This window comes from Planococcus soli, from assembly GCF_016881065.1.
GTDB classification, from domain to species: Bacteria; Bacillota; Bacilli; order Bacillales_A; family Planococcaceae; genus Planococcus; species Planococcus soli.
Genome location: NZ_WXYN01000020.1, coordinates 1 through 24,495, shown reverse-complemented (window position 1 = coordinate 24,495; position 24,495 = coordinate 1). Strand labels below are relative to the sequence as shown.

Here is a 24,495-nt window from a genome sequence, read left to right as displayed (position 1 = left end):
AGAGGAATTTCCGGTTACTCCGGAAATTCCTCTTTTTCTCGTTCTGCAGCCCTTTTTCGGAACTGTCGTTCACGCAGTTCATACCAGACGGCTATTGCCACAAACCAGGCATAGCCAGCAAAAAGGCCCGCAGTGATATCAGAGAAGTAATGCTCTCCCCCCGCCACTCTCGATAAGGCGACAAGTACGGACAGCGCAACAGCCGCCAGCCATATGATAGCCTTGATCTTTCGTGAGGTACTGGCTTCTGAAAGAAAATAAGCCAGCGTAAACAAGTACAACAAGCCAACCATCGCATGATTGGATGGGAAACTGAAAGATTCCAAACCATGCTGCAAATCCGGACGCGGACGCTCGAACCATTCTTTCATTAGCTGGTTCAGCACATTTCCCAAGCCAACAGCCAGAAAGACGAACAGCATTCCCCGGTAATTTTTTCGAAACAGCCATAAATAGACGAGCAAAGCCAAACTCACACCAGCTATCATCCACGGCTCCCCTATAATGGACATGCTGTCGAGCAGCTTTTGACCTCCCAACAGCTCCGCCGCTTGCTGATCAATTTGAACAATCGCTTTTTCAGGGTAATTTACAAGTATGGCAAAAAAACCGAGCAAGGTCGCTATTGCCAATGGATAAAAAAGATGCCTCATGACATACACCCTCTTTCCTTATTACTTACAGTTTATCATAAGCAAAATGAAAAGCCCGCTCGCCATGTCAGCGAGCGGGCCCAATCTTCACTTTGGTTATTGAAGCTCCAGCACACCATCTACCATTTTATAGACTTTGTCGCAATAATCGACCAGACGGATATCGTGCGTCACCACAATTGTCGTTGTTTTTTTGCTTTTCGTTTCTTCCTTCAATAATTCCATTACTTCATAAGCGCGGTCGGAGTCCAAAGAAGCTGTCGGTTCATCCGCCAAAATAATGGATGGATTGCTGTATAAAGCTTTGGCAATCGCTACCCGTTGGCGTTCGCCTCCGGAAAGATCCGATGGGTATTTTCCGCGGAGGTCCCCAATTCCTAAATCCTTGTAAAGCTGTTCCAGCTGCTCTTTATCCATATTGTCTTTTTTTACTTTATCCAACAGCTTCAACTGCTTTTCCACCGTCAAGAACGGCACCAAATTGGAAGCCTGCAGAATAAATCCGATTTCTTTCAACCGAATTTTGGAAAGCTGTTTTTCATTTAACGTGGAAATGTTTGCGTTGTTGATCAAAACTTCTCCATTTGTCGGAGACAAGAGCCCACCGGCAATCGTTAAAAATGTGCTTTTGCCGGATCCTGAGGGGCCAATGACCGCAATGAGCTCTCCTTGTTCTGCATGAAAATTCGTTTCTTTTAATGCATCTACTTTCTTGTGTCCTGTACCAAACGATTTTTTTACCTGCTTCATTTCCAATACTGCCATGAGTTAACCTCCAATCGCTTTTAATGGATCAATTTTCACAATCGTCAGCACAGAGAAGACGGCTCCTAAAATGGCAACTACGATCAGAACCATCCCGTAAATGAGCATCGTCGGAATATCAAACGATACCGGAACCGCACTTGGCAGAAAAGCACCTGTAAGAAGCGTCAGTCCGAGGCCCACTACTACACCAATCGACGCTAAAATAGCTGTTTGTGCTATAACCGAGCGCGCCAGATAGCCGCTTGGAATTCCCTGTGCCTTCATAACGCCAAACATGCTGATTTTCTGGACAGTCAGGACGTAAAGGAATATCGCGACGATTACTGAGGAAATCACAAACAGGAAGTAAATCATAAAGTTTAACGTCAAACTTTGTTCTGTATAGCCAGGAAGGCTTTCAATGAAAGTTTCTGTCTCGATCACCGCCAGGTCCTCTTCATCGGTCACCTCGGCAAGATCAGCTGTCCGCACCACAAAACCGCTGATTTGGCGATCAGTTCCAGCTGCCTCTTCGCCAAACTTTACGCGCTCGAACGTTTCCACATCTGTATAAAGAACTGGCGCAGCGTTAAAACGCGCTTCATCTGTGAAGCCGACAATTTCCAGCGTTTCTTCTGTTGAAGATAAACTCAAAGTATCCCCTAGCTTGAAACCATCGTCTTTGAGAGAATCCCCGGCAATCACTTCGTTACCGCTGGTGAATGCCGATCCCTCTGTTACTTCCGGCATGATGAACTCGCCGCTGTCGATTCCAAAGATCGACACGTTGGCTTTTTGATCATCGGTTTGAGCAATGGCATTCAGCTGTCCGAGAACAGCCGTTTCATCAGCATTGATGCTGTCGACTAGATCGGCAGCAAAAGAAGATTGCGTCAAGCTTTGATCCGATTCCTCGGTCAGCACGATGGCATCCGCGTCCCATTTGTCCACGGCTTCTCTGTTTAGACTCGCCAGCCCATTTGCTAGACCGGATAAAAAGAACACCAGATAAGCGACCAGCATCAACACGCCGATTATCAATGTAAAACGCAGTTTATTTTTCATAATTTCGTTCCATGCCAAAAACATCTTTTCACTTCCTTTTCGTTGTTTTAAAGAAGTTGAACTAAAGGCTCCCCTTTTCGTACCATTAACGAAGACAGCGAAGCCTTCTTGTGGATCTAAGTCTGAAGCAGCAGAAAAATTGAGTTCTTAAGTTCAGCATATTTTTTGTTATTTTCAATTATACTGTACATACTTATACAATTCCTTTATTAACCTTATATAAATATAGTATTTATTGCGAATTTGTGAAAACTCATGAGAAAAGGCGAACCACTGAGGGGTTCGCCTTTTCTTATCTTACAGCGTGAACGTGATAGGTGTTTTGAGATGACTCGATAATATGATCGGGTTTCGGTTTGCCGATATTGGCTTTGTGCCCTGCAATATGTTCAGGATTCTTCTCCCAATTCTTCCAATCGCTTTCCGATTCCCAGCGTACATAAACAATCACTTCTTCATCGCCTCGGCGAATGTTTTTCTTCAATACTGTACGGTCAATATAACCAGGCTGTTTTTCAAGCTTGCCTTCACCGGAGAAGCGGTCTAGTACCAGTTCTGAAAATCCTTCTTTAACGACGATCCGTTTCATTTGCACAAACATGCGACCCGCTCCTTCATTTTTTCAATTTGACAATCAGTAGGTAAATAAACAATCAGCGAGGATTTTCTATCCTCGCTGATTGTTGGTTACTCTTTATTCAAATGCAGATTGTACATCCGTTACCATTTGGGCAACAGACTGCAATCCTCCGCCAGACAAGTACCAGAAGTCCGGATCCAAATAGATGATCTTATCGTTTTTGTAAGCCGTTGTTTTTTGAACCAATTCATTTTCAAGAGAGTCTGCAGCACTTGCTTCGTTTCCGACAGCAGCGTTGCGGTCAACCACAAACATCATATCCGGGTTGGTTTCCAGGATGTATTCAAAAGAGATGCTTTGCCCGTGTGTTGAAGCTTCAATGCCTTCATCAGCTTGTTGAACACCGAACACATCATGGATGATTCCGAAACGTGAAGCCGCACCATAAGCACTTACTTTGCCTTCGTTAGCAAGAGTAATCAATGCTTTTTCATCTGATTCGCTAACTGTTGCTTTTACTTCTTCGATTTGTGAATCGATTGCTGCCAACTCTTCAACGACTTGGTCTTCTTTACCGAAGATTTCGCCAAGAGTAGTCATGTTTCCTTCGAATGATTCCATATAATTATCTGTATCTACTGCCATATGGATCGTTGGCGCAATATCAGAAAACTCTTCGTACATTTCAGCCTGGCGACCAGAAATGATGATCAAATCAGGCTCCATTGCATGGATCGCTTCAAAATCTGCTTCTTTTAACGTACCGACATTTTCATATTTCTCTGCATTGCCGTATTCTTCTTCAAGGTAAGCAGGAACATTTTCTTGAGGAACTCCCGCAACAGCATCAATTTCCAGTTGATCCATGGAGTCGAGAACACCAAAGTCGAATACTACTACTTTTTCAGGGTTCTTGTTGAATGTCGTTTCTCCAAGTTCGTGCGTTACTGTCATTTCTTCTGTTTCCTCGGCCCCAGCATTTGCCGTATCCGATTCGGTCGTTTCTTCAGTTGAACCGCAAGCTGCCAGGAAAGCCACCATCATTAAAGTGAGTGCTGCTAATAACCATTTTTTCATATTGTGTCGAACTCCTCTTTTTTAAGAATTGAAATACACACAGATCCGGCAATCGTTCATCTGCTGAATCGGAATATCCATGTCATATATTTCTTTTAATGCTGCGCTTTGAATAATTTCTTCCGTTGTTCCATCTTTCACCACACGGCCGTTTTTCAAAGCCACAATCCGGTCCGAATAGACAGAAGCGAAGTTGATATCGTGAAGGACAATGACCACTGTTTTGCCGAGGTCATCGACCAAGCGCCGGAGAATCTTCATAATTTGGACAGAATGCTTCATATCCAGGTTGTTCAAAGGTTCATCTAATAGAATATAATCGGTATCCTGTGCAATAACCATCGCGATAAATGCGCGCTGGCGCTGGCCGCCTGAAAGTTCATCCAAATAGGAGTTTTCCATTTCCTTTAAATCCATGTAATCGATTGACTGGTCCACCATTTTTTCATCTTCATCGTTCAGACGGCCTTTTGAATAAGGAAAGCGGCCAAAAGAGACAAGCTCGCGAATTGTCAAACGGACATTCATATAGTTGGACTGCTTTAAGATCGATACACGTTTCGAGAAATCATTGGACTTCAACTTTTTTGTATTGGTTGAATCAATAAGCACTTCGCCGGTATCCGCATCCAACAGACGGCTGACCATAGAAAGCAATGTGGATTTTCCGGCTCCGTTCGGTCCGATAAAGGATGTAATCTGACCGCGCCGGATATCAACAGAGACATTTTCTACAACTTGTTTTTTTCCGTACAACTTTGTCAATTCACGAACTTGGATCATTTAGATCGACTCTCCTTTAATAGTAGGTAGATGAAGTAAATTCCACCGATGAAATTGATGATGACGCTCAATGTCGTATTGAAAGTGAAGATCCGCTCCACTACCCACTGGCCACCGACTAAGGCTACTACGCTGATGACAATGGACCCTGTCAATAAAACCGAATGTTTATATGAGGTGAAAAATTGATAGGACAAGTTTGCGACAATCAAACCGAAAAATGTTATCGGCCCGACCAGCGCCGTGGCAATAGCAATCAAGACCGCCGATAGCACCAGCATCTGTTTTACTATTGCGTCGTAGTTCACGCCAAGATTGATCGCTGTATCACGCCCCAGCGTCAGAACATCCAAAGATGAATTTTGTTTCCAGGCAAATGCAATCAACAGGGTGATGATGACGAGGGAGGTCCACACCAAATCTGAATTGACATTATTAAAGCTGGCAAACATCCGGTCTTGGATGATTGAAAATTCATTCGGATCAATTAAGACTTGCAGGAAGGTTGTGATACTGCCGAAAAACGTTCCGCATATGATACCGACCAACAGGAGAAAGTAAATCGGCCGATCGTTCTTTTTGAAGAGCAAGCGATAGAATAACAACGCGAAGATCACCATTACAGCAATCGACAGCATGAAATTCACTTGTTTGTTGACGATTGTAATATGATCTGAACCCAGGAAAAAAATCAGCAATGTTTGAAGGAGCATGTAAAGTGAATCCAAGCCCATAATGCTCGGCGTCAGGATCCGGTTATGGGTAATCGTCTGGAAAACAACCGTCGCATAGGCGATAGCAACTCCAGTCAACACCATGGCAAAAACTTTTATACCGCGTCTTGGCAATGCATAATCAAAACTTCCGTTCAAATCCTGGAATAGATAGACTCCACAAGCCGCTAAAGCTAAGCCGACTAATATGAGCATTTTATGTAGGTCACGCATACGACTTCCTCCTAAACAACAAGAAGAGGAAAATAAAGCTTCCGATAACGCCGACCATCAAGCTGATGGAAATCTCATACGGGTAAATCATCACTCTTCCCAAGATATCACACACCAGCAAGAAAATAGCTCCAAGCATTGCAGTATGCGGCAGTGTTTTTTGTAAATGATCTCCTTTAAAGATCGACACGATGTTCGGGATGATCAACCCGAGGAACGGGATAACCCCTACCGTCAAGACAACCGCCGCTGTGATCAGAGCCACGAGCACCAATCCGATATTGACGACACTTCGGTACTTCATCCCCAGATTTTTGGAGAAGTCCTCGCCCATGCCCGCCACCGTGAAGCGATTGGCGTACATATAAGCGATGATAAAGACCGGAATACTGATGTAGAGAAGTTCATAACTCCCCTTCATCACCATCGAAAAGTCACCTTGCAGCCAGGCAGACATGTTTTGGATAACGTCCGCCCGATAAGCGAAAAATGTTGTGATGGAAGACAGGATGTTCCCGAACATCATACCGACCAAAGGAATGAATATAGCATCTTTGAATTTGATGCGGTTCAGTATGTGCATGAAAAGAAATGTGCCAGCAAGCGCAAAAGCAAAAGCCACTGTCATTTTTTCCAGCATCGATGCATTTGCGAACAACAGCATCGACACCAGAATCCCAAGACGAGTGGCGTCTAATGTACCTGCCGTTGTCGGAGACACGAACTTGTTGCGGCTTAACTGCTGCATGATGAGTCCTGCCATACTCATCCCTGCACCTGCCAGCAAAATCGCGACCAGCCTTGGCAGACGGCTGATCAGGAATATCTGTGTCTCTTCCGATTGGAAGTCAAGCAAATCAACTATGCTGATACTGCTCACTCCGACAAACAAGGAAACGATCGACAGTATGATTAATGTTGGTATTAAATAACGTTTTTTCATTACTGTCCCTCATCTGTCCTCAATAAACAATATTGATTATTCGATAGTGATAATCATTATCACTGACTTACATGTTTTAGTATAGCATGCTGTATAGAAGAGTCAACGAATAGTTGAGAATTATTTTCATTTAGGTGAGAATGATGTTTTTCTGTCAAAAGTTTGTCAAATTAATGGAAGCATAAAAAGAGCACGCCAAGGCGGCGTGCTCTTTGTCTGTACTTATAAAAGTTGCCCTTATGCGTTACCAGAGGCATCTATTGCAGCTGTTAAATTACTCTTGCCAATCAGCCTTCAATTTCTTGTGCCTGCTCCAGCACTTCAGCCGGTACTGTGATCGCATCAATTTCGTTGTATTGGCTATAGTCAGCCTGCACGTCCGACTTGATATTCATCGTTTCTCTTTCGATGTTCAAATCCATGTCCATCGTCATGTCCATACTGTTCGTCAGAAATGTTTCTTTGTCTATGTTGATTATATAGTTTACCGAATGAATGGTCATATCTTCGAGGACCATCTGAGCTTCAATCTCCATTTGCCCCAAAGTTTTTTCCAGCTGTTGATCCATCAACTCTTGGAACTTTTCCCCAGAGGCATCAAGAGTCAAAATGTATTCCTCTCCAGTCTGTTCAAACGTAAAATCATCCTGGAATTCCGCCAGTTCTTCAAGCTGTTGGGCAGGATCGGCAGTTTGCTGATCAGCCAAGCCCTTTAAATCTTCGATGCTTTCATCCGGCATCTTCAGCCAAGTTGCCATCGTCTCTTCATACATAAACATGCCTTCATCCGTGTAATACATTTCCATGCTCATGGGGTTGCTGTTTTCAATTTCCTCGGATTCGATAGCTGTTTCGGCAGTTTGATGAAACGCCAATGGTTCAGTAGTCATATCCATTGCAGAATCCATTTTCATATTGATTTCCATACCCTCAGTCCCCATGACCATTTCCTGATCGGTTAAGATATCTGCGTGCAGACCCGTTACACCCTCGGAAGCTTCCACCGATTTCGCGTAAACTTCTTCTACTGTCAAATCGCTGTCTTCCCCTTTTGCTGCTTCGCCTCCTGATGCCGGTTCCGCTGTTTCACCGCAAGCGGAAAGGCCTACGGTTAAAGTCGCTGCGCTCATAAACATGATCCATTTTTTCAAAATGTTCACTCTCCTCTAAGTCGTGTTGGTTACTGTTCTTTTTCAGCGCTCAACGAGATTATAAACTCATTGAGATGAGTCTTCTTAATTCTACGAAAAACATTGGAAAAAGTTTCATATTCCTTGTTTACCCAAATTCTATTCGTTTATTTCTTCAACTTAGATTATACTTTTCCTTGTGAGAAAAAAAATGAGGTGGATTCTTTGAGATTAAAACATTTTTTCAGCTACTATAAGCCGCACAAACGGCTGTTTATTATTGATTTTTCCAGTGCCGTCCTTGTAGCAATTCTGGAACTTGCGTTTCCCGTCGCTGTCCAATGGTTTATCGACGACCTGCTGCCGAGCGGTAATTGGGGCACCATCACCACAATCAGTTTCCTGCTGTTGGCAGTTTTCCTGTTAAGTACGTTTTTGCAGTACATTGTCAGTTATTTGGGACATAAACTGGGCATCAACATTGAAACAGATATGAGGGAAGAGCTGTTCACCCACGTTCAGCGGCAGTCTTTCCGGTTCTTTGATAACACCAAAACCGGCCATATCATGAGCCGTGTCACCAATGACCTGTTCGACATCGGCGAACTTGCCCACCATGGCCCGGAAGATTTCTTTATCGCCATCATGACGTTTTTCGGAGCATTCGGCATCATGTTCTGGATCAACCCGAAACTGGCCCTTGTCACGCTGATCGTCATTCCATTCCTGGTTTGGCTCATCACGTTCTGCAACATCAAGATGAACCAGGCATGGGGCAGCATGTACGGGAAAATTGCGGACGTAAATGGCCGTGTAGAAGACAGTGTTTCAGGCGCGCGCGTTGTTCAGTCGTTTACAAACGAAGAGTTTGAAATTGAGCGCTTCAAAACAGACAACGACCGTTTCCGCCACGCCAAGCTGATTGCTTATAAAGTAATGGCGGCAACACATTCAAGCATCTACATGATGACCCGCCTTTTGACTTTAGTCGTCCTTGTTTACGGAGCATGGCTCAACTTCCAGGGCGAATTATCCTACGGTGAGCTTGTCAGTTTCGTTCTTTTCCTGAACGTATTGATCAAGCCGATTGATAAAATCAGTGCATTGCTTGAGCTTTATCCGAAAGGCATGGCCGGCTTTAGCCGCTTCCGTGAACTGATCGAGCAGGCGCCTGACATCAATGACCGAAAAGGCGCGGTCGCAGTCGGAAGCTTAACCGGCAATATTAAATTCGAAGATGTTCATTTCGGCTACGATGACAACAAACCTGTGTTGTCAGGCATTGATTTGAACTTGCGTGCCGGAGAAACTGTTGCGTTTGTCGGTCCTTCAGGCGCCGGGAAAACGACCATCTGTTCATTGATCCCTAGATTCTATGATATCCAGGAAGGTAGCATCTCCATTGATGGTATGGATATCCGGGATATGACAAAGCATTCACTGCGTTCGCAAATCGGCATTGTCCAGCAGGATGTCTTCCTGTTTACGGGAACAATCCGTGAAAACATTGCTTACGGAAAAAGAAACGCCAGCGAAGACGAAATTTTAGCAGCTGCCAAAAAAGCGCATTTGGAGGATTTTGTGATGAAATTGCCGCAAGGCTACGACACACAGATCGGGGAACGCGGATTGAAATTGTCCGGCGGCCAAAAACAGCGCCTGGCTATTGCCCGCATGTTCCTGAAAAATCCGCCGATTCTCATTCTGGATGAAGCGACATCTGCACTAGATACGCAAACAGAGCGGGTCATCCAAGAAGCTTTAGCCGAGCTTGCGGAAAACCGCACAACCTTAATAATCGCTCATCGCCTCGCTACAATACGCGATGCCGATCGCGTCATCGTTGTAACAGAAGACGGGATTGCAGAGCAGGGCGGCTATAGCGAGCTGTTGGAAAGTAACGGCATTTTCGCCAACCTCCACCGCATTCAGTTTCAGCAATAAGATCATTTGAATTGGGACGGTTATATAAGCAGAGTAGTTTAGGAGCAGACAAAAAAGGCGCATCTCATGAAAAATGAGATGCGCCTTTTCTTTTTAGCTGCCGACGACAAATTCCTGGTAGCGATCGTAATCTTCGTGGCTCAATTCTACTTTCAGCACAGTGCCTTCTTCTTCGTATTCCGTTTCAAGAATACTGGCTTGTTCATTCAAATAAGCGACAATGTCGCCGCGATCGAATGGGATGACCATCCGGCATGTGACGTAATCTGCGAAAATTCTTTTCCTGACGACTTCCAGCAATTCGTCGAGTCCCTTGCCTTCTTTTGCGGCAATCCACACGCCATCTCCGGTTACTGCAGGATAACGGACGCCTGCAAGATCTGATTTATTGTAAACATACAGCGTTGGCACATTCTCCACTCCAACAGCCTGCAAAGTCAAATTTGTCACTTCCATCATGTAGCGGTGTTCTTCGTTGGAAACATCCACTACGTGCAATAGTAAGTCCGCATTTCGCGCTTCCTCCAGTGTGGAACGGAACGCTTTTACCAAGTGATGCGGCAGTTTGCTGACAAAGCCGACAGTATCTGTCAGCAGGAAGCTTTTATTGTCTTCCAGGCGGATCTGGCGGACAGAGGTTTCGAGTGTTGCGAACAGCATGTCTTTTTCAAACACCTGCTTCTCCTCATTTTGTCCGGTTTTCTCCAACAAGCCGTTCATGATTGTCGACTTTCCGGCGTTCGTATAGCCGACCAGCGAGACGACGGGCATCCCCTTTTTCGTACGCTGTTTTCGCTGTGTGACGCGTTGGTCTTTAATATGCTCAAGTTCTTTGTGCAGTTTCGAAATCTGTTCTTCAATTTTCCGGCGATCCAGCTCCAGCTTGGTTTCACCGGCTCCGCGGTTGGCCACGCCTCCGCTGCTGCTCCCGCCTTGGCGGCCAAGCGACGCACGCAGGCCAATTAAACGCGGCAGCATGTATTGGAGCTGTGCCAGCTCGACCTGGACTTGTGCTTCACGAGTTTTTGCACGCCGCGAGAAAATATCGAGAATCAGCATGGTCCGATCAATCACTTTGCATTCCAGGTCTTCTTCCAGATTCCGGATCTGCGATGGCGACAGCTCATCATTGAAGATTACTAAATTTGCATCTGCCTCTTCATAGAAGGCTTTTATTTCTTCCACTTTACCGCTACCGACGTAATGCGACGGATTGATGCGATCCAGGTTTTGTGTGATTTCACCGGCCACTTCCACATTGCAGGCTTCTGCTAAATTATGCAATTCTTCCATTCCGTATGCGAAATGAAGATCTTTTTGAAGCTGGACACCGACAATGACCGCTTTTTCTTGTAATTCATCCATTTATCATGTCCTCCTAGTTCAGGAAAGGAAAATTCCCATTCGATTTCTCTATTTTACCACAGTTCTTCTGACGCCCCACTACAGCCGGGGCAGCCAGTACTGCCCTTGTTCGAATTCGACCTTATTTACACCCTGTGCAAAATGAACTTCCTCAAGACGCTCTTTCGGAAGATCGGTTTTTCTGAATTCGATGCGGCAGTTTTCAAGTTCCAGGCTGCCGCCCAGAAGTTTTTGCCATGCGCGCGCGGCTTCCTCTGGATTCCATACCCCAAATACACAGCGTTCAATTGACAGTTCTTTATTTGATTCTTGAATAGCACCATTTCCCATAAGGTTCTCGTATCGCTCCTGGTCCGTTTCCTGCCATTCAATGAAGAATGGGGAAGGCAGCCCGGCTGATGCCTCTTCTCTAATGAACAGCATTTTCCATTTGATCAGCTGTCCGGCTCCTGTCCGGCGTTCGGCATCCAGAACTCCTGACGTGGTGAATCCGCGGCCTTTTAAGTCATCGTTTACTGACTCGATATTGTCAGTGCGCAAGCAAACCGTTCCAAACCCCACTTGGTCATACAGCAGCTGCCGGGTCAACGGATGATCAGCCTGAGCAGCAACTTGCTCTTTCTCGACTGACAGCCATTCGATATAGCAGTCCTTTACATACAAAAGCGCATTATGCGTTCCCCAGTTTATATGCTGCCCTCCAACAGCCGCATAAAATCCTTGTTCCCCCCAAAAGGTTGCAGCTTCCTGCGGATTTTTGCGGACGAAATGAACAATATGATCCAACTTCATAAAGCACCTCACAATTTTTTGTCATGCTATACCGTTCGCCATCTTTTGTCCAGTCTCCTTTAAGCGGCAAAAAGTAAAAAATCCGACAGAAGGAAACTACTGATTTTGACAGAAAGTTTGATTTTTTTACTATAATGGGTGGTTTTTGTCCCGCATGTTCGGTAGGGTAAACTATAGAAAAACTTATAGGAGGTCACGATGGATAAAAAAATGTTGAAAAATCCCGTATTTATAGTATCCGCCGCCGTTATTCTTATACTGGTTATTTTAGGCGCGGCGACCCCAGTTCAGTTCGGGGAAGTGGCGGGGAGCTTATTCAGTTTCACTACCTTGAACTTTGGCTGGTTTTACTTGCTGGCTGTCTTTGTCATTACCCTCTTCCTGATTATCATCGCATTATCCAAATATGGCGGCATTCGGCTTGGAGCTGACAGCGACCGTCCGGAATTCCCCTTCTTTACTTGGATCGGCATGCTGTTTTCTGCCGGCTTCGGAGCTGGCCTTGTGTTCTGGGGCGTAGCTGAACCGATGAGCCACTTTTTCACCACCCCTTTCGGCGATGAAGCACAAACACCCGAAGCTGCGAAAATCGCTATGGGCTACTCGTTTTTCCACTGGGGCATCAGCCAATGGTCGGTATTTGCCATTGTCGGCCTCGTCATCGGCTTTCTCCAATTCCGAAAAAAGAAACCGGGACTGGTTTCTACAGCTCTTGAGCCGGTGCTCGGCAGCAAGCCGTTGATCAAACACTCGATCGATTCGCTTGCCGTCATCGCGACCGTTATGGGAATTGCCACATCCCTTGGACTGGGCGTTCTTCAAATGAATGGCGGACTGAATGCCGTATTCGGTATCGATAACGCCTTCCCGATACAGCTTGGCATTATTGCTGTCATGTTTGCGGCCTATACTTTATCTTCTTCAACCGGACTGAAAAAAGGAATTGCGTACTTAAGCAATTTGAACCTTGGACTCGCTTTGGTACTGATGGTATTTGTCTTTATTGCCGGACCGACTGTCTTCATCATGGAGACCTTTACATTGGCAATGGGCGATTACATCACCAACTTTGTGTCCTATAGCCTGCGCCTTGAACCTTATGCAGATGGCGAATGGGTGCAAGGATGGACGATCTTCTATTGGGCTTGGGCAATCGCCTGGTCTCCATTCGTTGGTGCATTTGTCGCACGTGTCTCAAGAGGACGGACGATCCGCGAATTCGTAATGGGCGTACTCGTCATTCCCCCGGCTATCGCCTGCCTGTGGATTGCAGTCTTTGGCGGAACAGCACTTTGGTATGATATCAACCAGGGTACTGGAATTGCTGAAGCAGTAGATAATGACCTGACATCTGCTCTGTTCCAGACTTTCGGAGTGCTGCCGTTGACGACCATTATGTCGGTTCTTGCCATTCTGCTGATTTTCACTTTCTTGGTGACTTCTGCTGACTCAGCTACTTACATCCTGGCTTCAATGACCAGCTACGGAAGTTTGAATCCGCCAACAGCGTTTAAAATTGTTTGGGGTATTCTGATGTCTGCAATTGCTGCAGTCCTGCTGTATGCAGGCGGACTGGAAGCTCTTCAAACAGCTTCTCTCATATCGGCTCTGCCGTTTACCGTACTGCTCGTATTGATGCTTTGGTCCTTCACTAAAATCATTCGCACAGAATCACCGCCAATTCGAAAATCCGAATTGCAGCGATTCAAGCGCATGGAACAGGAAGCCCGCAAGCAGCGCAACAAATAACCGAATCAATGAAAAAAGGCGAACGGCCCTTCCATTTGGAAGGGCCGTTCGCCTTTTTGTTTAGAGTGTTATTTGTCTTCGTTGATCAATCGAACCGTTTCATCAAATTCTTTATCAATTTGTGCATCCGGTTTATAAGTTACAAGGCTGACAAGCCATGTAACAAGCAGGCACAGGAAGAAACCTGGAATGATTTCGTAGACACTGCCGATGAAATTCGTTGTTGCAGTTGCTCCAGGTTCGTCTGCAGCAGTACCAATCAAATCCCACACGATAACTGTTACAGCACCAACAATCATTCCTGCCAAAGCACCTTTTGAAGTAAGCTTGCGCCAGAATAGAGACAGTAGAATGATTGGTCCGAAAGCGGCACCAAATCCTGCCCACGCATAAGCGACCAGACCCAAAATAGTGTTATTCTGCTCCCATGCAAGATATGCAGCAATTATGGCAATAACCGCTACAGCAATACGGCTCAAATTCACATAGCCTTTCGGCGATGCTTCTTTCTTGAAAGCAATCTTGTACAGATCTTCAATCAATGCAGATGAACTGACCAGCAGCTGAGAAGAAATCGTACTCATAACAGCTGCCAGAACAGCTGCCAATACAAATCCAGCAATAAATGGATGGAACAGGATCTGGCTCAAGTCAAGAAAGACCGATTCTGGATCCACTAAAGTTGCTGAAGGATTTTGTTGGAAGTAAGCAATTCCGACAAGTGCTGTTGCCGTTGCTCCAAGAAGACTGAAAATCATCCAGCCCATGCCGATACGGCGAGCTACGCGAACTTCCTTTAAAGTTTTAATTGCCATAAAACGAACGATGATATGCGGTTGGCCAAAATAACCAAGACCCCAAGCTACGGCGGAGATAACTCCGATTGTAGAAGCTCCAGAAACAAGGCTCATCATGTTCGGATCTACTTCACGAATACTGGCAGCTGTTTCGCCAAATCCGCCTGTAGCAAAAATCCCAACTGCCGGAACTGCGATCAATGCCAGCACCATCATGATGCCTTGAACAAAATCCGTATAGCTGACAGCCAAAAATCCGCCGAACAGCGTATAGGCTACAACAACAATCGACCCTAAAACAAGGCCTAAATGATAGTCCATTCCGAACGAGCTCTGGAAGAATAATCCAGAAGCAACCATTCCGGAAGATACGTAGAACGTGAAAAAGATCAAGATAATAATTCCCGATACAATTCTTAACAACCGTGATTTATCTTTTAAGCGGTTCTCAAGAAAACTTGGAATGGTAATCGAGTCGCTCGTGACGAATGAATAAATCCGCAAGCGCGGCGCAACAAAGTACCAGTTTAAAAAGGCACCCACTGTCAGTCCAATGGCGATCCATACCTCAACCAATCCTCCGAGGTAAATAGCACCAGGCAAACCGAGCAAAAGCCATCCGGACATATCCGATGCACCGGCACTGAGTGCTGCAACTGCTGGCCCAAGACCCCTCCCACCGAGCATGTAGTCGGATAAATCGGCAGTTTTTCGATAAGCATACCAGCCGATAAAGAGCATGGCTGCAAGATAAATAGCTAAAGCAATGATTTGATATGTAGTATCTGTCATTTTATCCCCTCCTTGGTTAACAGTGTAACATTATTGACACTTTTTAAAAGTCCCATTTTCGGTTTTACTGCCCTTCCAATCGGGGAAAAGAATCTCAAGGAGGAGATTATGATGCCATGGAGCAAAAATGATTATCCGGATTCGTTTAAAAACTTGGACAATGCAGTCCGCAGCAAAGCCATTGAAATTGCCAATGCACTGCTTCGTGATAGCTATGAGGAAGGCCGCGCCATCCCTATTGCTTTGGACCGTGCAAAACAAAGTGTAACGGGAGACGAAGAGCGGCCGATCTACGAGATCAGAAAACATGACGAAGGGTGGCAACTAAAGAAAAAGGACAGCAAAAAAGCCATCCTGATCGAAGAAACAAAGGATAGCCTGATGGGCGAAGCCAAACGCTACGTTAATAAAAATCATGGAGAACTCCACATTTACAACGAAGATGATTTCCTTTCCGACACACTTTATGAATAACTCCCAAACAATAAAACGCCGCTGTCAGCCGACAGCAGCGTTTTATTTGAACCAGCCTTTTTCTTTGAAACGGGATATGGCTTCAATCCGGTTCCCGACCTCGAGCTTGTCCAAAATGGTTGAAATATAATTTCGAACCGTCCCTGTTGTGATAAACAGTTCTTTGGCAATTTCTTTCGTGCTGCGCCCTTCGGCGATCAATTCCATAACTTGGCTTTCCCGTTCGGTCAATGGGTTTTCGTCAGCATAGGCCAAATCCACAAGCTCTGGAGCATAAATACGGCGCCCATCGATTATTGTCCGTATGGATGTAGCAAGGTCTTCACTTGGGCTGTCTTTCAGCAAATATCCGCTGACTCCCGCTTTTCTTGCGCGCTCAAAATAGCCTGAACGTGCGAATGTGGTCAGAATAATGATTTTGCAAGGATGTTCTTTCAGAATTTCTGCAGCATCCAAACCACTTTTTAATGGCATTTCGATGTCCATGATGCAAATATCAGGCTGCAGCTTTTCTACAAGCTCTATTACCTCTTCTCCATTTGCCGCTTTGCCGATCACTTCCATATCCTCTTCCAAATCCAATAACGAACCTAAAGCTCCCAGCATCATCCGCTGATCTTCTGCTAATACGATTCGAATCATTTCACCGCCTCCTTTGAACTATACAAAATTACATTCGGCACCCGGATATTCAGTGTAGTGCCATCCATTTCTTTAATATCGACTGAGCCGTTCACAAATTCCAAACGTTCGCGCATCCCTGCCAGCCCGTTCCCCTTCAAGGAAGTATTTCCTTCAGGGAATCCTTTGCCGTCATCCTGTACCTGCACCAAAATCTCTTCAGGGTTTTGCTTGATCAACACGCTGCAGCGCGAAGCATCGCTATGTTTGACAACGTTTGTCACAGCCTCTTTCAGACACATGCTCAAGACATTCTCCACCAAGAGCGGTGTATTGGTCAGCTGCGGTGAACCGTAAAACACAAAATCGATTTCTGCAGCACTTAAAATTTGCTGAATGCGCAGCAATTCTTCATCCAGTTTGGTGCCGCGCATATTTGAGACCAGCTCTCTGACTTCCTTTAAAGCAGTACGGGCTGTCTGCCGGACATCATTGATTTCATTTAAAGCAGATTCTGGATTCCGGTAAATTAGTTTGCCTGCCAAATCACTTTTCAAACCGATCAATGACAATTTCTGCCCCAGTGTATCGTGAAGGTCACGTGCAATCCTTTCACGCTCTTCAATGATGACAAGTTGAGATATCCGCTTATTGGCATCTTCCAGCTGACCTTCCAGTTTTTCCCGTTTGTTGCGGTTATAAGTATTAAAAGGCAAAAGAATTACCCCCAATACACTGAGCACGATAAACGGCAGCTGAGAAACATATAATTCACTGTGTTCAAAAAAGCCAAATACGACAGCCGCAATCGTTGTTCCGATATGAAGGCCATAAATTATGAAAAAACCGACTTTGCTGCGCAAGTTCCCAATGAAAAAGGCAACGAAAATTGATAAATAGACATAGCCGAACAACAGGATCATCCCGATATTGATCGCCATTTCAAAGCTCACCCAAACATAGACAAAGCCGGTTCTTGAATTAAAAGAAAGACGATATGCAATGAAGAACAGCAGCAAAAGCAAAATGCCGAAAATAATCTCAGGCATTAAAGAAGATCGGAAAATAAAGAAAAACGGTAAAATACAAAAGATCACCCAAGCATATAGGCTAAGCCAAGGATTTTTAGGAAATATTTGATACCAGCTATGCATATGATCCTCCGCTCTCTTTCTATAGTAGTTTCATCATAGCAAAAAATAGGCAAAAGAAAAAACCATTCCGCTAAGAATGGCTTTTTGCTTGTATTTATTGCTCAACCGTTTTCGAATTGCCCAGCAAGTGTTTGATATCCCCAAATGTAACGAATGTTTTATTTGGTGCATCATACAATTTGTAGCGCAATGACTTAAGGCTGGATTTGATGTTGATCGTTGTTGCCTGTTGAAGCGGTGGAGTAGACACATGTGCTTTCTCCAAGTTGTAGTTAGGAACACGCGGACTCAAGTGATGCACGTGGTGGAAACCGATGTTGCCTGTTACCCACTGCAATACTTTTGGAAGCTGGTAATACGAGCTTCCTTCTACCGCTGCTTTAACATAATCCCACTCGTTTTCGTCTTCGAAATACGAATCTTCAAATGTATGCTGAACGTAGAACAACCAAATACCGAATGCTCCGGCAATAAACATCGTTGTTCCTTGAACGATCAAGAATGCCTGCCAGCCGATTACCCAAATCAAAAGAGAGTAGATGGCAACTAGCGAAAAATTGATCAAGTACGTGTTGTTGCGCTCTTTTTTGCGTGCATCTTTACGATTGAAGCGGCTTGAGATTAATACAAGGAAGAGAGGTCCAATTCCGAACATGACCAAAGGATTGCGGTACATGCGGTATTTGAAACGTTCCCATTTTGAAGCTTCTACATATTCTTCGATAGTCATCACCCAAATATCGCCGACTCCGCGCTTATCAAGATTACCACTTGAAGCATGGTGAATCGAGTGCTCGCGTTTCCACTTTTCATAAGCGAAAAGTGTCATGATGCCTGTGATAGTACCGACAATTGCATTTGCTTTTTTATTCTTGAAAAACGATCCGTGCGTGCAATCATGGAAAATGATGAATGTGCGGATAACGAATGCGGCGGCTACTGCTGATAACGCAATGGTCAACCAGATTGAGACATCAAGTGCTTGGTAAGCCAAGAACCATGCCAATATAAAAGGTGGAATTGTATTTGCTATTTGTCTTACACTTGCTTTGACATCCGCCTTTTCGAAAGGGGCGACAAATTTGCGTAACTGCGCTGTTTTTTCTCTGCTCATGTCTTCAACTTCCTCCTCGAACGGACTTTTTCGGTCCGAATAACTTATTAACCTAATCATAAAGGGTAATGGGTCTGGCCATAAGACACAAACGTCTATATTTCTATATGACAGTTGTCATGTATTTCGGAAAAACTACTTCTTTAAAATTACAAGTGATATGTGTATACTGATAGTAATCAGAAAAATCAGAACGGAGTGAGGCATATGACCGGTCTTGTAGCCGTCATCATGGTGTTTTCGATACCACTTGCCGGCATTATCACCGCACACCTCCAAACGCAGACAAAGTTAAAGCACAAGATGATTGAAACTGAATTGGAGCTCGAAAAGCTGAAGCATGATAATTTTGTTATCGAAACACAGAAAATGCGTCTCGAACTGGAGCAGCTGAAGTTGGAAGATGCAAAAAAAGATGAACATCTCCTGCTGAAATAAGAACAGGAAAAAGACCCGTCACTGGATTGTGTACGGGTCTTTTTGGTGTTTTCGCTTTTCTNGACGCCATTACTGGTAAGGCTTCCAGCGCTTGTCGGGGCTAACCGGCTGCTTACGCTTTTCCTTATTGTCTAGACTCCAGCGCCCAGATCCTAGGGTCATAAGCCACTCCGGCTGTGCGGCTGAAGAAACGCCGCTTCGCCGGAGCGTCTTATGCCCGTCGGACCTGCACGGGCGCTTACGCTTTTCTTTGTCCAGACTCCAGCGCCCAGATCCTCGGGTCATAAGTCATCCCAGCTGCGTGGCAAAAACCGCCACTTCGCTGATCTGCCTTATGCCCGTCGGACCTGCACGGGCGCTTCCGCTTTTCTAAGCAAATACACTGTTTTCCACTTGTTTTAATTGGTGGAAATGTGATTTTCTTTCCATTAGTTCCTGGTAGGATCCACTTTCTACGATTCTGCCGTTTTCCATTACGATAATCTGATCCATTTTTTCAAGGCCTGCCAAGTCATGGCTGATCGCAACGAATATGTCCCCTTTGCCTTGCTGGAAAAGTTCCTCGTAAATGGCTTGGCCGGTCAGGCTGTCTACTGACGATACCGGTTCATCGAGAAGCCATAGTGATTTGCCTTTGAGGAGAGCACGTGCAATGGCGAGCCGCTGTTTTTGGCCGCCAGACAAGTTCTGCCCTTTTTCCTCCACCGCCATCGACAGCGGAAACAGTTCCAACTGAACTTTAGCTAATGCCCGTTCCATTTTTTCATCACTTGCTTCCGGATCTGCAATTAGCAGATTGCTGCGCACCGTGCCATAGAAAAAATGATTTTCTTGAAGCACTACGTTCATTTTCTGCCAGATGGATTCCTGTTGAAGCTTTTCGGCAGGCATTCCACCAATTGATAATTGCCCATGATCCAGCGGAAAGACGTTCAGCAGCAATTGCATAAGCGTCGATTTGCCAGATCCGCTGGGTCCGACAATTGCGGTTTTTGTGCCTGGCTTCAAATGGAGTGAAACATCATCGACCGCTGCTTTTTTTTCTCCAGGATAGCTAAAGCTAGCTCTCGTAAGCTTTATATCGAGCGGGCCTTCCGGAAGCTGTTCCGTTCCTCGCGGCGCAGCAGGTTCTGCAACAATTTCTTCTAACCGAACTGCGGCTTTTCGGCTTTCTTCAAAATATGCTGGGAAAGCGGCCATCGGGGCTACGTTTTCGAAGGCAGCAATGGATATCATAACGAGCATAGCCAAATACAAACCGTTCAGTTCACCCGCTGCAACAAAATACGCGCCGACACCCAATACGAAAAATGATACCAGCAAAGCCACCATGGAGTTGATGGACTGGGCCAGGTTTTCCTCCAACCCCTCTTTTCGCTGGCTCTCATTATATTGGACTGCATCATTTGCCAGCTGCTGTTCTTTGGCATTGAGCTGCTGGTGAATTTTCAAATCCCGAAAACCATAAAGGAATTCTGTCGCTTCAATAGCCAAACTTCCTCGCTTGGCTCTCGTTTGTCCATCTGTCCGGCGTTTTCTAATCGAAAAAAGAGCCGGAACCACGATAACCGTCAGCAGCATCCCGATGAACATCACAGCAGCAATTCCCATGGAGAAAAATGAGCTGAAGAAAATAGTGCTTAAAAAAACAATGCCTAATACAACCGGTGGATAGAAAACACGCAGCAGGAAATTTTGCAGGCTTTCGACGTCTCCAACAATTCGAGACAATAAATCCCCACTCCGATACTTGCCGAATATTCCAGGGGCGAGCGGCGCCAGACGATCAAAAAAGGATACTCTCAAATGGCTGAGCATAGTGAACGTTGCCCGGTGGGAATACAAACGTTCTCCGTAGCGGCTTAACGCCGAAATAAAACCGAATAATTTCAGGCAGGCCGCCATCACAACAAGCGTCGTCATGTGAGAAGTCAAGGCAGCTTTAGAAATTAAATAGCCGCTTGAACCCATCAATGCCACACTCGCTGCGCCCGCTATAAATCCAAAAAAAATGGCAATGGCAACATCCTTCTTCTCAATCAATGTCAATCTCAATACATGCTTTAATTCATTCATCGCACGCCGCCTCCCTGCTGTACTGCAAGCATTTCTTTATAGGGACCGTAATTTTGCAGAAGTTCATCATGGCTTCCAGCTGCTTCCAGTTTGCCGTTTTCCAGAAAGAAAATTATATCCGCATTTTTTATCGTATGCAGGCGGTGAGCAACCGTGATGACCGTGGATGTTTTTTGCAGCTCACGAAGCGAAGCTTGCAGGATTTGTTCGGTCCGCAGATCCAGTCCAGTTGTCGGTTCATCAAATAAAATGAGCGACGGTTTCTTCAAGAATGCGCGAGCCAGCGCAATTCGCTGTTTCTCTCCACCGGATAATCCACGTCCGGCTTCCCCGACTAGCGTTTCAAATCCTTGTTCAAGCGTTGAAATCATTTCTGCAATCCCTGCTTTTTCAGCAGCTGCCAGCACTTCTTTATCATTGACTTGCCGGTTGGCACCGATCTCCATATTTTCACGGATAGTGCCAGCAAAAAGATACGGATTTTGGGATATATAGCTCAACTGGTCAAACCAAGACTTTTCACTGACGGTTTCACGTGGAACTCCGTTGATCATCAGATGGCCCTGGCTTTGCGGCAATAACCCAGCCAATAAATGCATAAATGTCGTTTTTCCGGAACCGCTTTTGCCGACAATCGCCACCTGGCTGTAAGGGGGAATTTCTCCATTAAACGGTGCGAGTTCAAAGCCTTCGCCATATTGAAAAGACAAGCCTTCCAAAGACAGATGCGGGGGCTCAGGTGCAACAGCCTCATTGCCCCAAGTTAATGGCGAATGTTTTTTTTCGAGTTCAGCACCCAATTGTTTGGCTGCTGATACGCTGCCGCGTGCTGTATGGAAAGCACTCCCGAAATCTTTCAGCAAATTAAAGAAATCCGGTACTAAAATCAAAATGAAAAACGCAGTGAAAAAGCTGATGCTGTCAAACACAACAAGGCGCAGACCAATTTCCAGTGCAACAATACCAATGCTAAGCATGGAAATATACTCCAGCATCAACGATGATAAAAACGCGGATTTCAATACTTCCATCGTTGAATCACGGAAGCTTAAACTGCTTTTGCGGATGGCTTTTTGCTGCTTTTCAGCCTGTCCGAATAATTTGAGCGTGGACAATCCCTGCAAAATATCCAAAAAAGTACCGGAAAACCGGTTGAGCTGCTCCATTTTTTCATCGGCTTTTTTCTTCGTCCCTTTTCCGACCATGGCCATGAAAACTGGGATGAACGGCGCCGTGATTAAAATGATCACACCGGTGGTCCAGTTTTGAGTGAAAATAACCACCAATAACAGGAGTGGAATGATATAAGTTTGGATCATTTGTGGAATGTATTTACTGAAAAAGCCATCTACTTCATCCACCGCATCCATCAATAGGCTGACCTTTTGGCCAGACTGCCCTTGAGCTGCAGACAGCAGCGGATTTTCAGCAAATGACTTTATCAAGTTGGTTCGAAACTCATTTTTTACGTCAGCGGCCAGATTGACACCCGCTCTGCCAATTGCGTAACCGGCCATTACACGCAGCAAAATTGCCGCGAACAAGCCGCCAAACAGTGGCAGCAGGCTTTCGAATGCAGCATTCTGAAGAAAAACACGATCTGCAATGAATACGAAAAATAAGGCTTGTCCAATTGTGGCAATCCCTTTTAAAAGCGATGCCGCCGCCAGAAAGGCCATAATGTTTTTCCGTTGGAATGCCAGCTGTTTTAAGTCGTTCATGCCATTCTCTCCTTCGCTTTACCTCTTCTCATTATAAAGCATACGATACTGAAACCCCCGTCAGGTGCCCATGGCAGCCGCATTTATCCAAAGCTTTGTTACAGTGTTGTTCACAAATTCATCCTTTTCTTCCGCACTTAAAAACCCTGCAGGCATTTGGCCTCCAGGGTTGAAATCATTAATTTTCGATTGATTGTTCATAAGAGTTTATTGAAAAAATGGCCGACTTTAACCAAACCATATCTTCTTGTATTTTCAGTTTCACGGACTGATCCGTACATCTTCGGTATTCGGCCATTAGCTTAATCAGTTCATATTCGAAAAAGGCGAGCTCTTCTTCTGTGATCACTGCAAACACCCTCTTAGGTAAGCTATTTTATAATTAGCGCCTTATTACCTATAGTAATAAGTCTATTATACCAAGAAAACAGCATTTTACCACCTTAAAGAAGATTTTATTTCATAAAAATAACAATAAAATAGAGTAAGTCGTTAATCCGACACAAAAGGACACCAAACTGCTCTCTCTTTCTTCTGGAAGTTCTTCTTTTAGGACGTTTAAAATAACGCCCCCTGCCAGGAAAGCTGTGAGCACTGAAATAATCCATTCATGAACATCCGCAAAAGCTCCGGTTCCCCACCCCACAAGGATAGCTGCGGCAAGCAGCCATCTGCCATACCGATCATATTCTTCCTGATGGGTCGCGCGCAAACCCTTGTCATTGGTTATGAAATGTACCCCCATTGCAATGAAGAATAAAAACATCCCTAAAGGGTCCCCGTATTCTTCTCTGACAAGCAAATAACCAATCACTGAGTTGTATAATGCGAAGGCAACAATATGCACCCAGAAAACCCCCGTTGCAGCTTTCGGCTGATCTGCATGCTTGTTCTTTTTCTTGGAAGTCTTGACTGAGTGCTCTAAAGCATAAAAAATGACCAATCCGGCCATCGCGATCACGTATATATGGTTTTCCAGAAACTGCAGACCGCTATTTTCGAGCTCTCCCTGCAGTTCGTCCTGGAAAATACTGAGTTCAGGCAATAGATGCAAAAAGACATAAGCGACTGATATACCGCCGGCAACTGAAAGAAACCGGCTGCGCGGCAACACTTTCAACAACTTTAAACGTTTTGAGAAAAGATGAATCAATACAAATCCAATGGCAAAAATAAAGCTTAGACCAAGCATCCGTTTTCTCCTTTCTATCTATATAAGTTGAACGAAAAAACAGCTTTACCCATCGCTTCGGCTGCTTTGGACAGAGCAAGGCCAGTGCTCCTGCAGGATAGCGAAACTGATTTGCGGAATACCAGCAGCCGAAATTATTAGTTTAACTTATATATGAATATTTCAAAATCGGATACCCTAATATGTGAGATAACCCTCTTTACTAATTGTCTCCCCTTAGCCGAACTCGTGTAAACAAACTAGGGATCTGCAGCTGTTTCTTCTATAAAAGATGCAAAAAGAAAAAAGCGTCCAGGAGACGCTTGAGCTTGTAGACAAAAGAGTATTTATGAAATTCAAAG

Annotated in this window: 23 protein-coding genes; 4 read left to right on the top strand and 19 right to left on the bottom strand. The window is 44.9% G+C overall.

Features of this window, described 5'->3' with window-relative positions:
• Nucleotides 1–14: 14 nt before the first annotated feature.
• From GJB59_RS10780 to GJB59_RS10740, 9 genes are all read right to left on the bottom strand, one after another.
• Nucleotides 15–653 carry a phosphatase PAP2 family protein gene (locus tag GJB59_RS10780; RefSeq protein ID WP_142827329.1) on the bottom strand — a complete coding sequence of 213 codons (639 nt, stop codon included), beginning with the start codon at nucleotides 651–653 and terminating at the stop codon, nucleotides 15–17.
• A 96-nt stretch (nucleotides 654–749) separates the two neighbouring features.
• Nucleotides 750–1,418 (bottom strand): ABC transporter ATP-binding protein, encoded by a 669-nt coding sequence (locus GJB59_RS10775; RefSeq protein ID WP_142827330.1) that lies wholly within the window; start codon nucleotides 1,416–1,418, stop codon nucleotides 750–752.
• A gap of 3 nt (nucleotides 1,419–1,421) precedes the next feature.
• Nucleotides 1,422–2,489 carry an ABC transporter permease gene (locus tag GJB59_RS10770; protein ID WP_142827331.1) on the bottom strand — a complete coding sequence of 356 codons (1,068 nt, stop codon included), beginning with the start codon at nucleotides 2,487–2,489 and terminating at the stop codon, nucleotides 1,422–1,424.
• Nucleotides 2,490–2,757: 268 nt separating this feature from the next.
• On the bottom strand, nucleotides 2,758–3,066 hold the full coding sequence (locus GJB59_RS10765) for an antibiotic biosynthesis monooxygenase family protein (protein WP_142827332.1): 309 nt from the start codon (nucleotides 3,064–3,066) through the stop codon (nucleotides 2,758–2,760).
• Nucleotides 3,067–3,159: 93 nt separating this feature from the next.
• Nucleotides 3,160–4,122, bottom strand: coding sequence for a siderophore ABC transporter substrate-binding protein (locus GJB59_RS10760; RefSeq protein WP_142827333.1), 963 nt, complete (start codon nucleotides 4,120–4,122; stop codon nucleotides 3,160–3,162).
• A gap of 21 nt (nucleotides 4,123–4,143) precedes the next feature.
• A complete protein-coding gene (locus GJB59_RS10755; RefSeq protein ID WP_142827334.1) occupies nucleotides 4,144–4,905 on the bottom strand; it encodes an iron ABC transporter ATP-binding protein in 762 nt (253 codons plus the stop codon).
• Complete coding sequence (locus tag GJB59_RS10750) at nucleotides 4,902–5,852, bottom strand: iron chelate uptake ABC transporter family permease subunit (protein ID WP_142827335.1); 951 nt, start codon at nucleotides 5,850–5,852, stop codon at nucleotides 4,902–4,904. Before GJB59_RS10750 ends, GJB59_RS10755 begins: the two co-directional genes overlap by 4 nt.
• A complete protein-coding gene (locus GJB59_RS10745) occupies nucleotides 5,845–6,795 on the bottom strand; it encodes an ABC transporter permease (RefSeq protein WP_142827336.1) in 951 nt (316 codons plus the stop codon). Before GJB59_RS10745 ends, GJB59_RS10750 begins: the two co-directional genes overlap by 8 nt.
• 287 nt (nucleotides 6,796–7,082) lie before the next feature.
• Nucleotides 7,083–7,955: a DUF6612 family protein gene (locus tag GJB59_RS10740; RefSeq protein ID WP_328822968.1), complete on the bottom strand. Its 873-nt coding sequence runs from the start codon at nucleotides 7,953–7,955 to the stop codon at nucleotides 7,083–7,085.
• A gap of 195 nt (nucleotides 7,956–8,150) precedes the next feature.
• Between GJB59_RS10740 and GJB59_RS10735 the strand changes: the two genes are divergently transcribed.
• A complete protein-coding gene (locus GJB59_RS10735; RefSeq protein ID WP_142827338.1) occupies nucleotides 8,151–9,869 on the top strand; it encodes an ABC transporter ATP-binding protein in 1,719 nt (572 codons plus the stop codon).
• Nucleotides 9,870–9,962: 93 nt separating this feature from the next.
• Here the strand turns inward: GJB59_RS10735 and hflX are convergent, their stop codons facing one another.
• Both hflX and GJB59_RS10725 read right to left on the bottom strand, forming a co-directional pair.
• Nucleotides 9,963–11,234: a GTPase HflX gene (gene hflX / locus GJB59_RS10730; RefSeq protein ID WP_142827339.1), complete on the bottom strand. Its 1,272-nt coding sequence runs from the start codon at nucleotides 11,232–11,234 to the stop codon at nucleotides 9,963–9,965.
• 78 nt (nucleotides 11,235–11,312) lie between these two features.
• A complete protein-coding gene (locus GJB59_RS10725) occupies nucleotides 11,313–12,026 on the bottom strand; it encodes a VOC family protein (protein ID WP_142827340.1) in 714 nt (237 codons plus the stop codon).
• 198 nt (nucleotides 12,027–12,224) lie between these two features.
• Between GJB59_RS10725 and GJB59_RS10720 the strand changes: the two genes are divergently transcribed.
• A complete protein-coding gene (locus tag GJB59_RS10720) occupies nucleotides 12,225–13,775 on the top strand; it encodes a BCCT family transporter (RefSeq protein ID WP_142827341.1) in 1,551 nt (516 codons plus the stop codon).
• A 68-nt stretch (nucleotides 13,776–13,843) separates the two neighbouring features.
• On the opposite strand, the gene putP is transcribed toward GJB59_RS10720, so the two are convergent.
• A complete protein-coding gene (putP, locus tag GJB59_RS10715) occupies nucleotides 13,844–15,364 on the bottom strand; it encodes a sodium/proline symporter PutP (protein WP_142827342.1) in 1,521 nt (506 codons plus the stop codon).
• A 111-nt stretch (nucleotides 15,365–15,475) separates the two neighbouring features.
• Here putP and GJB59_RS10710 point away from each other — a divergent pair, with 111 nt between their 5' ends.
• Nucleotides 15,476–15,838 carry a DUF2188 domain-containing protein gene (locus GJB59_RS10710; protein WP_142827343.1) on the top strand — a complete coding sequence of 121 codons (363 nt, stop codon included), beginning with the start codon at nucleotides 15,476–15,478 and terminating at the stop codon, nucleotides 15,836–15,838.
• A gap of 42 nt (nucleotides 15,839–15,880) precedes the next feature.
• Here GJB59_RS10710 and GJB59_RS10705 read toward each other — a convergent pair whose 3' ends face one another.
• The 3 genes from GJB59_RS10705 to desA form a co-directional block, all read right to left on the bottom strand.
• Entirely contained in the window at nucleotides 15,881–16,480 is a 600-nt protein-coding gene (locus GJB59_RS10705; protein WP_142827344.1) for a response regulator transcription factor, read from the bottom strand.
• Entirely contained in the window at nucleotides 16,477–17,613 is a 1,137-nt protein-coding gene (locus GJB59_RS10700; RefSeq protein WP_142827345.1) for a sensor histidine kinase, read from the bottom strand. Before GJB59_RS10700 ends, GJB59_RS10705 begins: the two co-directional genes overlap by 4 nt.
• A gap of 94 nt (nucleotides 17,614–17,707) precedes the next feature.
• Nucleotides 17,708–18,727: a Delta(5) desaturase DesA gene (gene desA / locus GJB59_RS10695; protein WP_142827346.1), complete on the bottom strand. Its 1,020-nt coding sequence runs from the start codon at nucleotides 18,725–18,727 to the stop codon at nucleotides 17,708–17,710.
• A 207-nt stretch (nucleotides 18,728–18,934) separates the two neighbouring features.
• Here desA and GJB59_RS10690 point away from each other — a divergent pair, with 207 nt between their 5' ends.
• Entirely contained in the window at nucleotides 18,935–19,165 is a 231-nt protein-coding gene (locus tag GJB59_RS10690) for a hypothetical protein (protein WP_142827347.1), read from the top strand.
• Nucleotides 19,166–19,534: 369 nt separating this feature from the next.
• On the opposite strand, the gene cydC is transcribed toward GJB59_RS10690, so the two are convergent.
• The 4 genes from cydC to GJB59_RS10670 all read right to left on the bottom strand — a co-directional run bounded on the left by cydC (nucleotide 19,535) and on the right by GJB59_RS10670 (nucleotide 24,154).
• Nucleotides 19,535–21,241 carry a thiol reductant ABC exporter subunit CydC gene (cydC, locus tag GJB59_RS10685; RefSeq protein WP_142827348.1) on the bottom strand — a complete coding sequence of 569 codons (1,707 nt, stop codon included), beginning with the start codon at nucleotides 21,239–21,241 and terminating at the stop codon, nucleotides 19,535–19,537.
• Complete coding sequence (gene cydD / locus GJB59_RS10680) at nucleotides 21,238–22,962, bottom strand: thiol reductant ABC exporter subunit CydD (RefSeq protein ID WP_142827349.1); 1,725 nt, start codon at nucleotides 22,960–22,962, stop codon at nucleotides 21,238–21,240. The genes cydC and cydD overlap by 4 nt, the downstream gene beginning before the upstream one ends.
• A 178-nt stretch (nucleotides 22,963–23,140) precedes the next feature.
• Nucleotides 23,141–23,311 carry a hypothetical protein gene (locus tag GJB59_RS10675; RefSeq protein ID WP_185960014.1) on the bottom strand — a complete coding sequence of 57 codons (171 nt, stop codon included), beginning with the start codon at nucleotides 23,309–23,311 and terminating at the stop codon, nucleotides 23,141–23,143.
• A gap of 111 nt (nucleotides 23,312–23,422) precedes the next feature.
• Entirely contained in the window at nucleotides 23,423–24,154 is a 732-nt protein-coding gene (locus GJB59_RS10670; RefSeq protein WP_142827350.1) for a hypothetical protein, read from the bottom strand.
• Nucleotides 24,155–24,495: the final 341 nt, after the last annotated feature.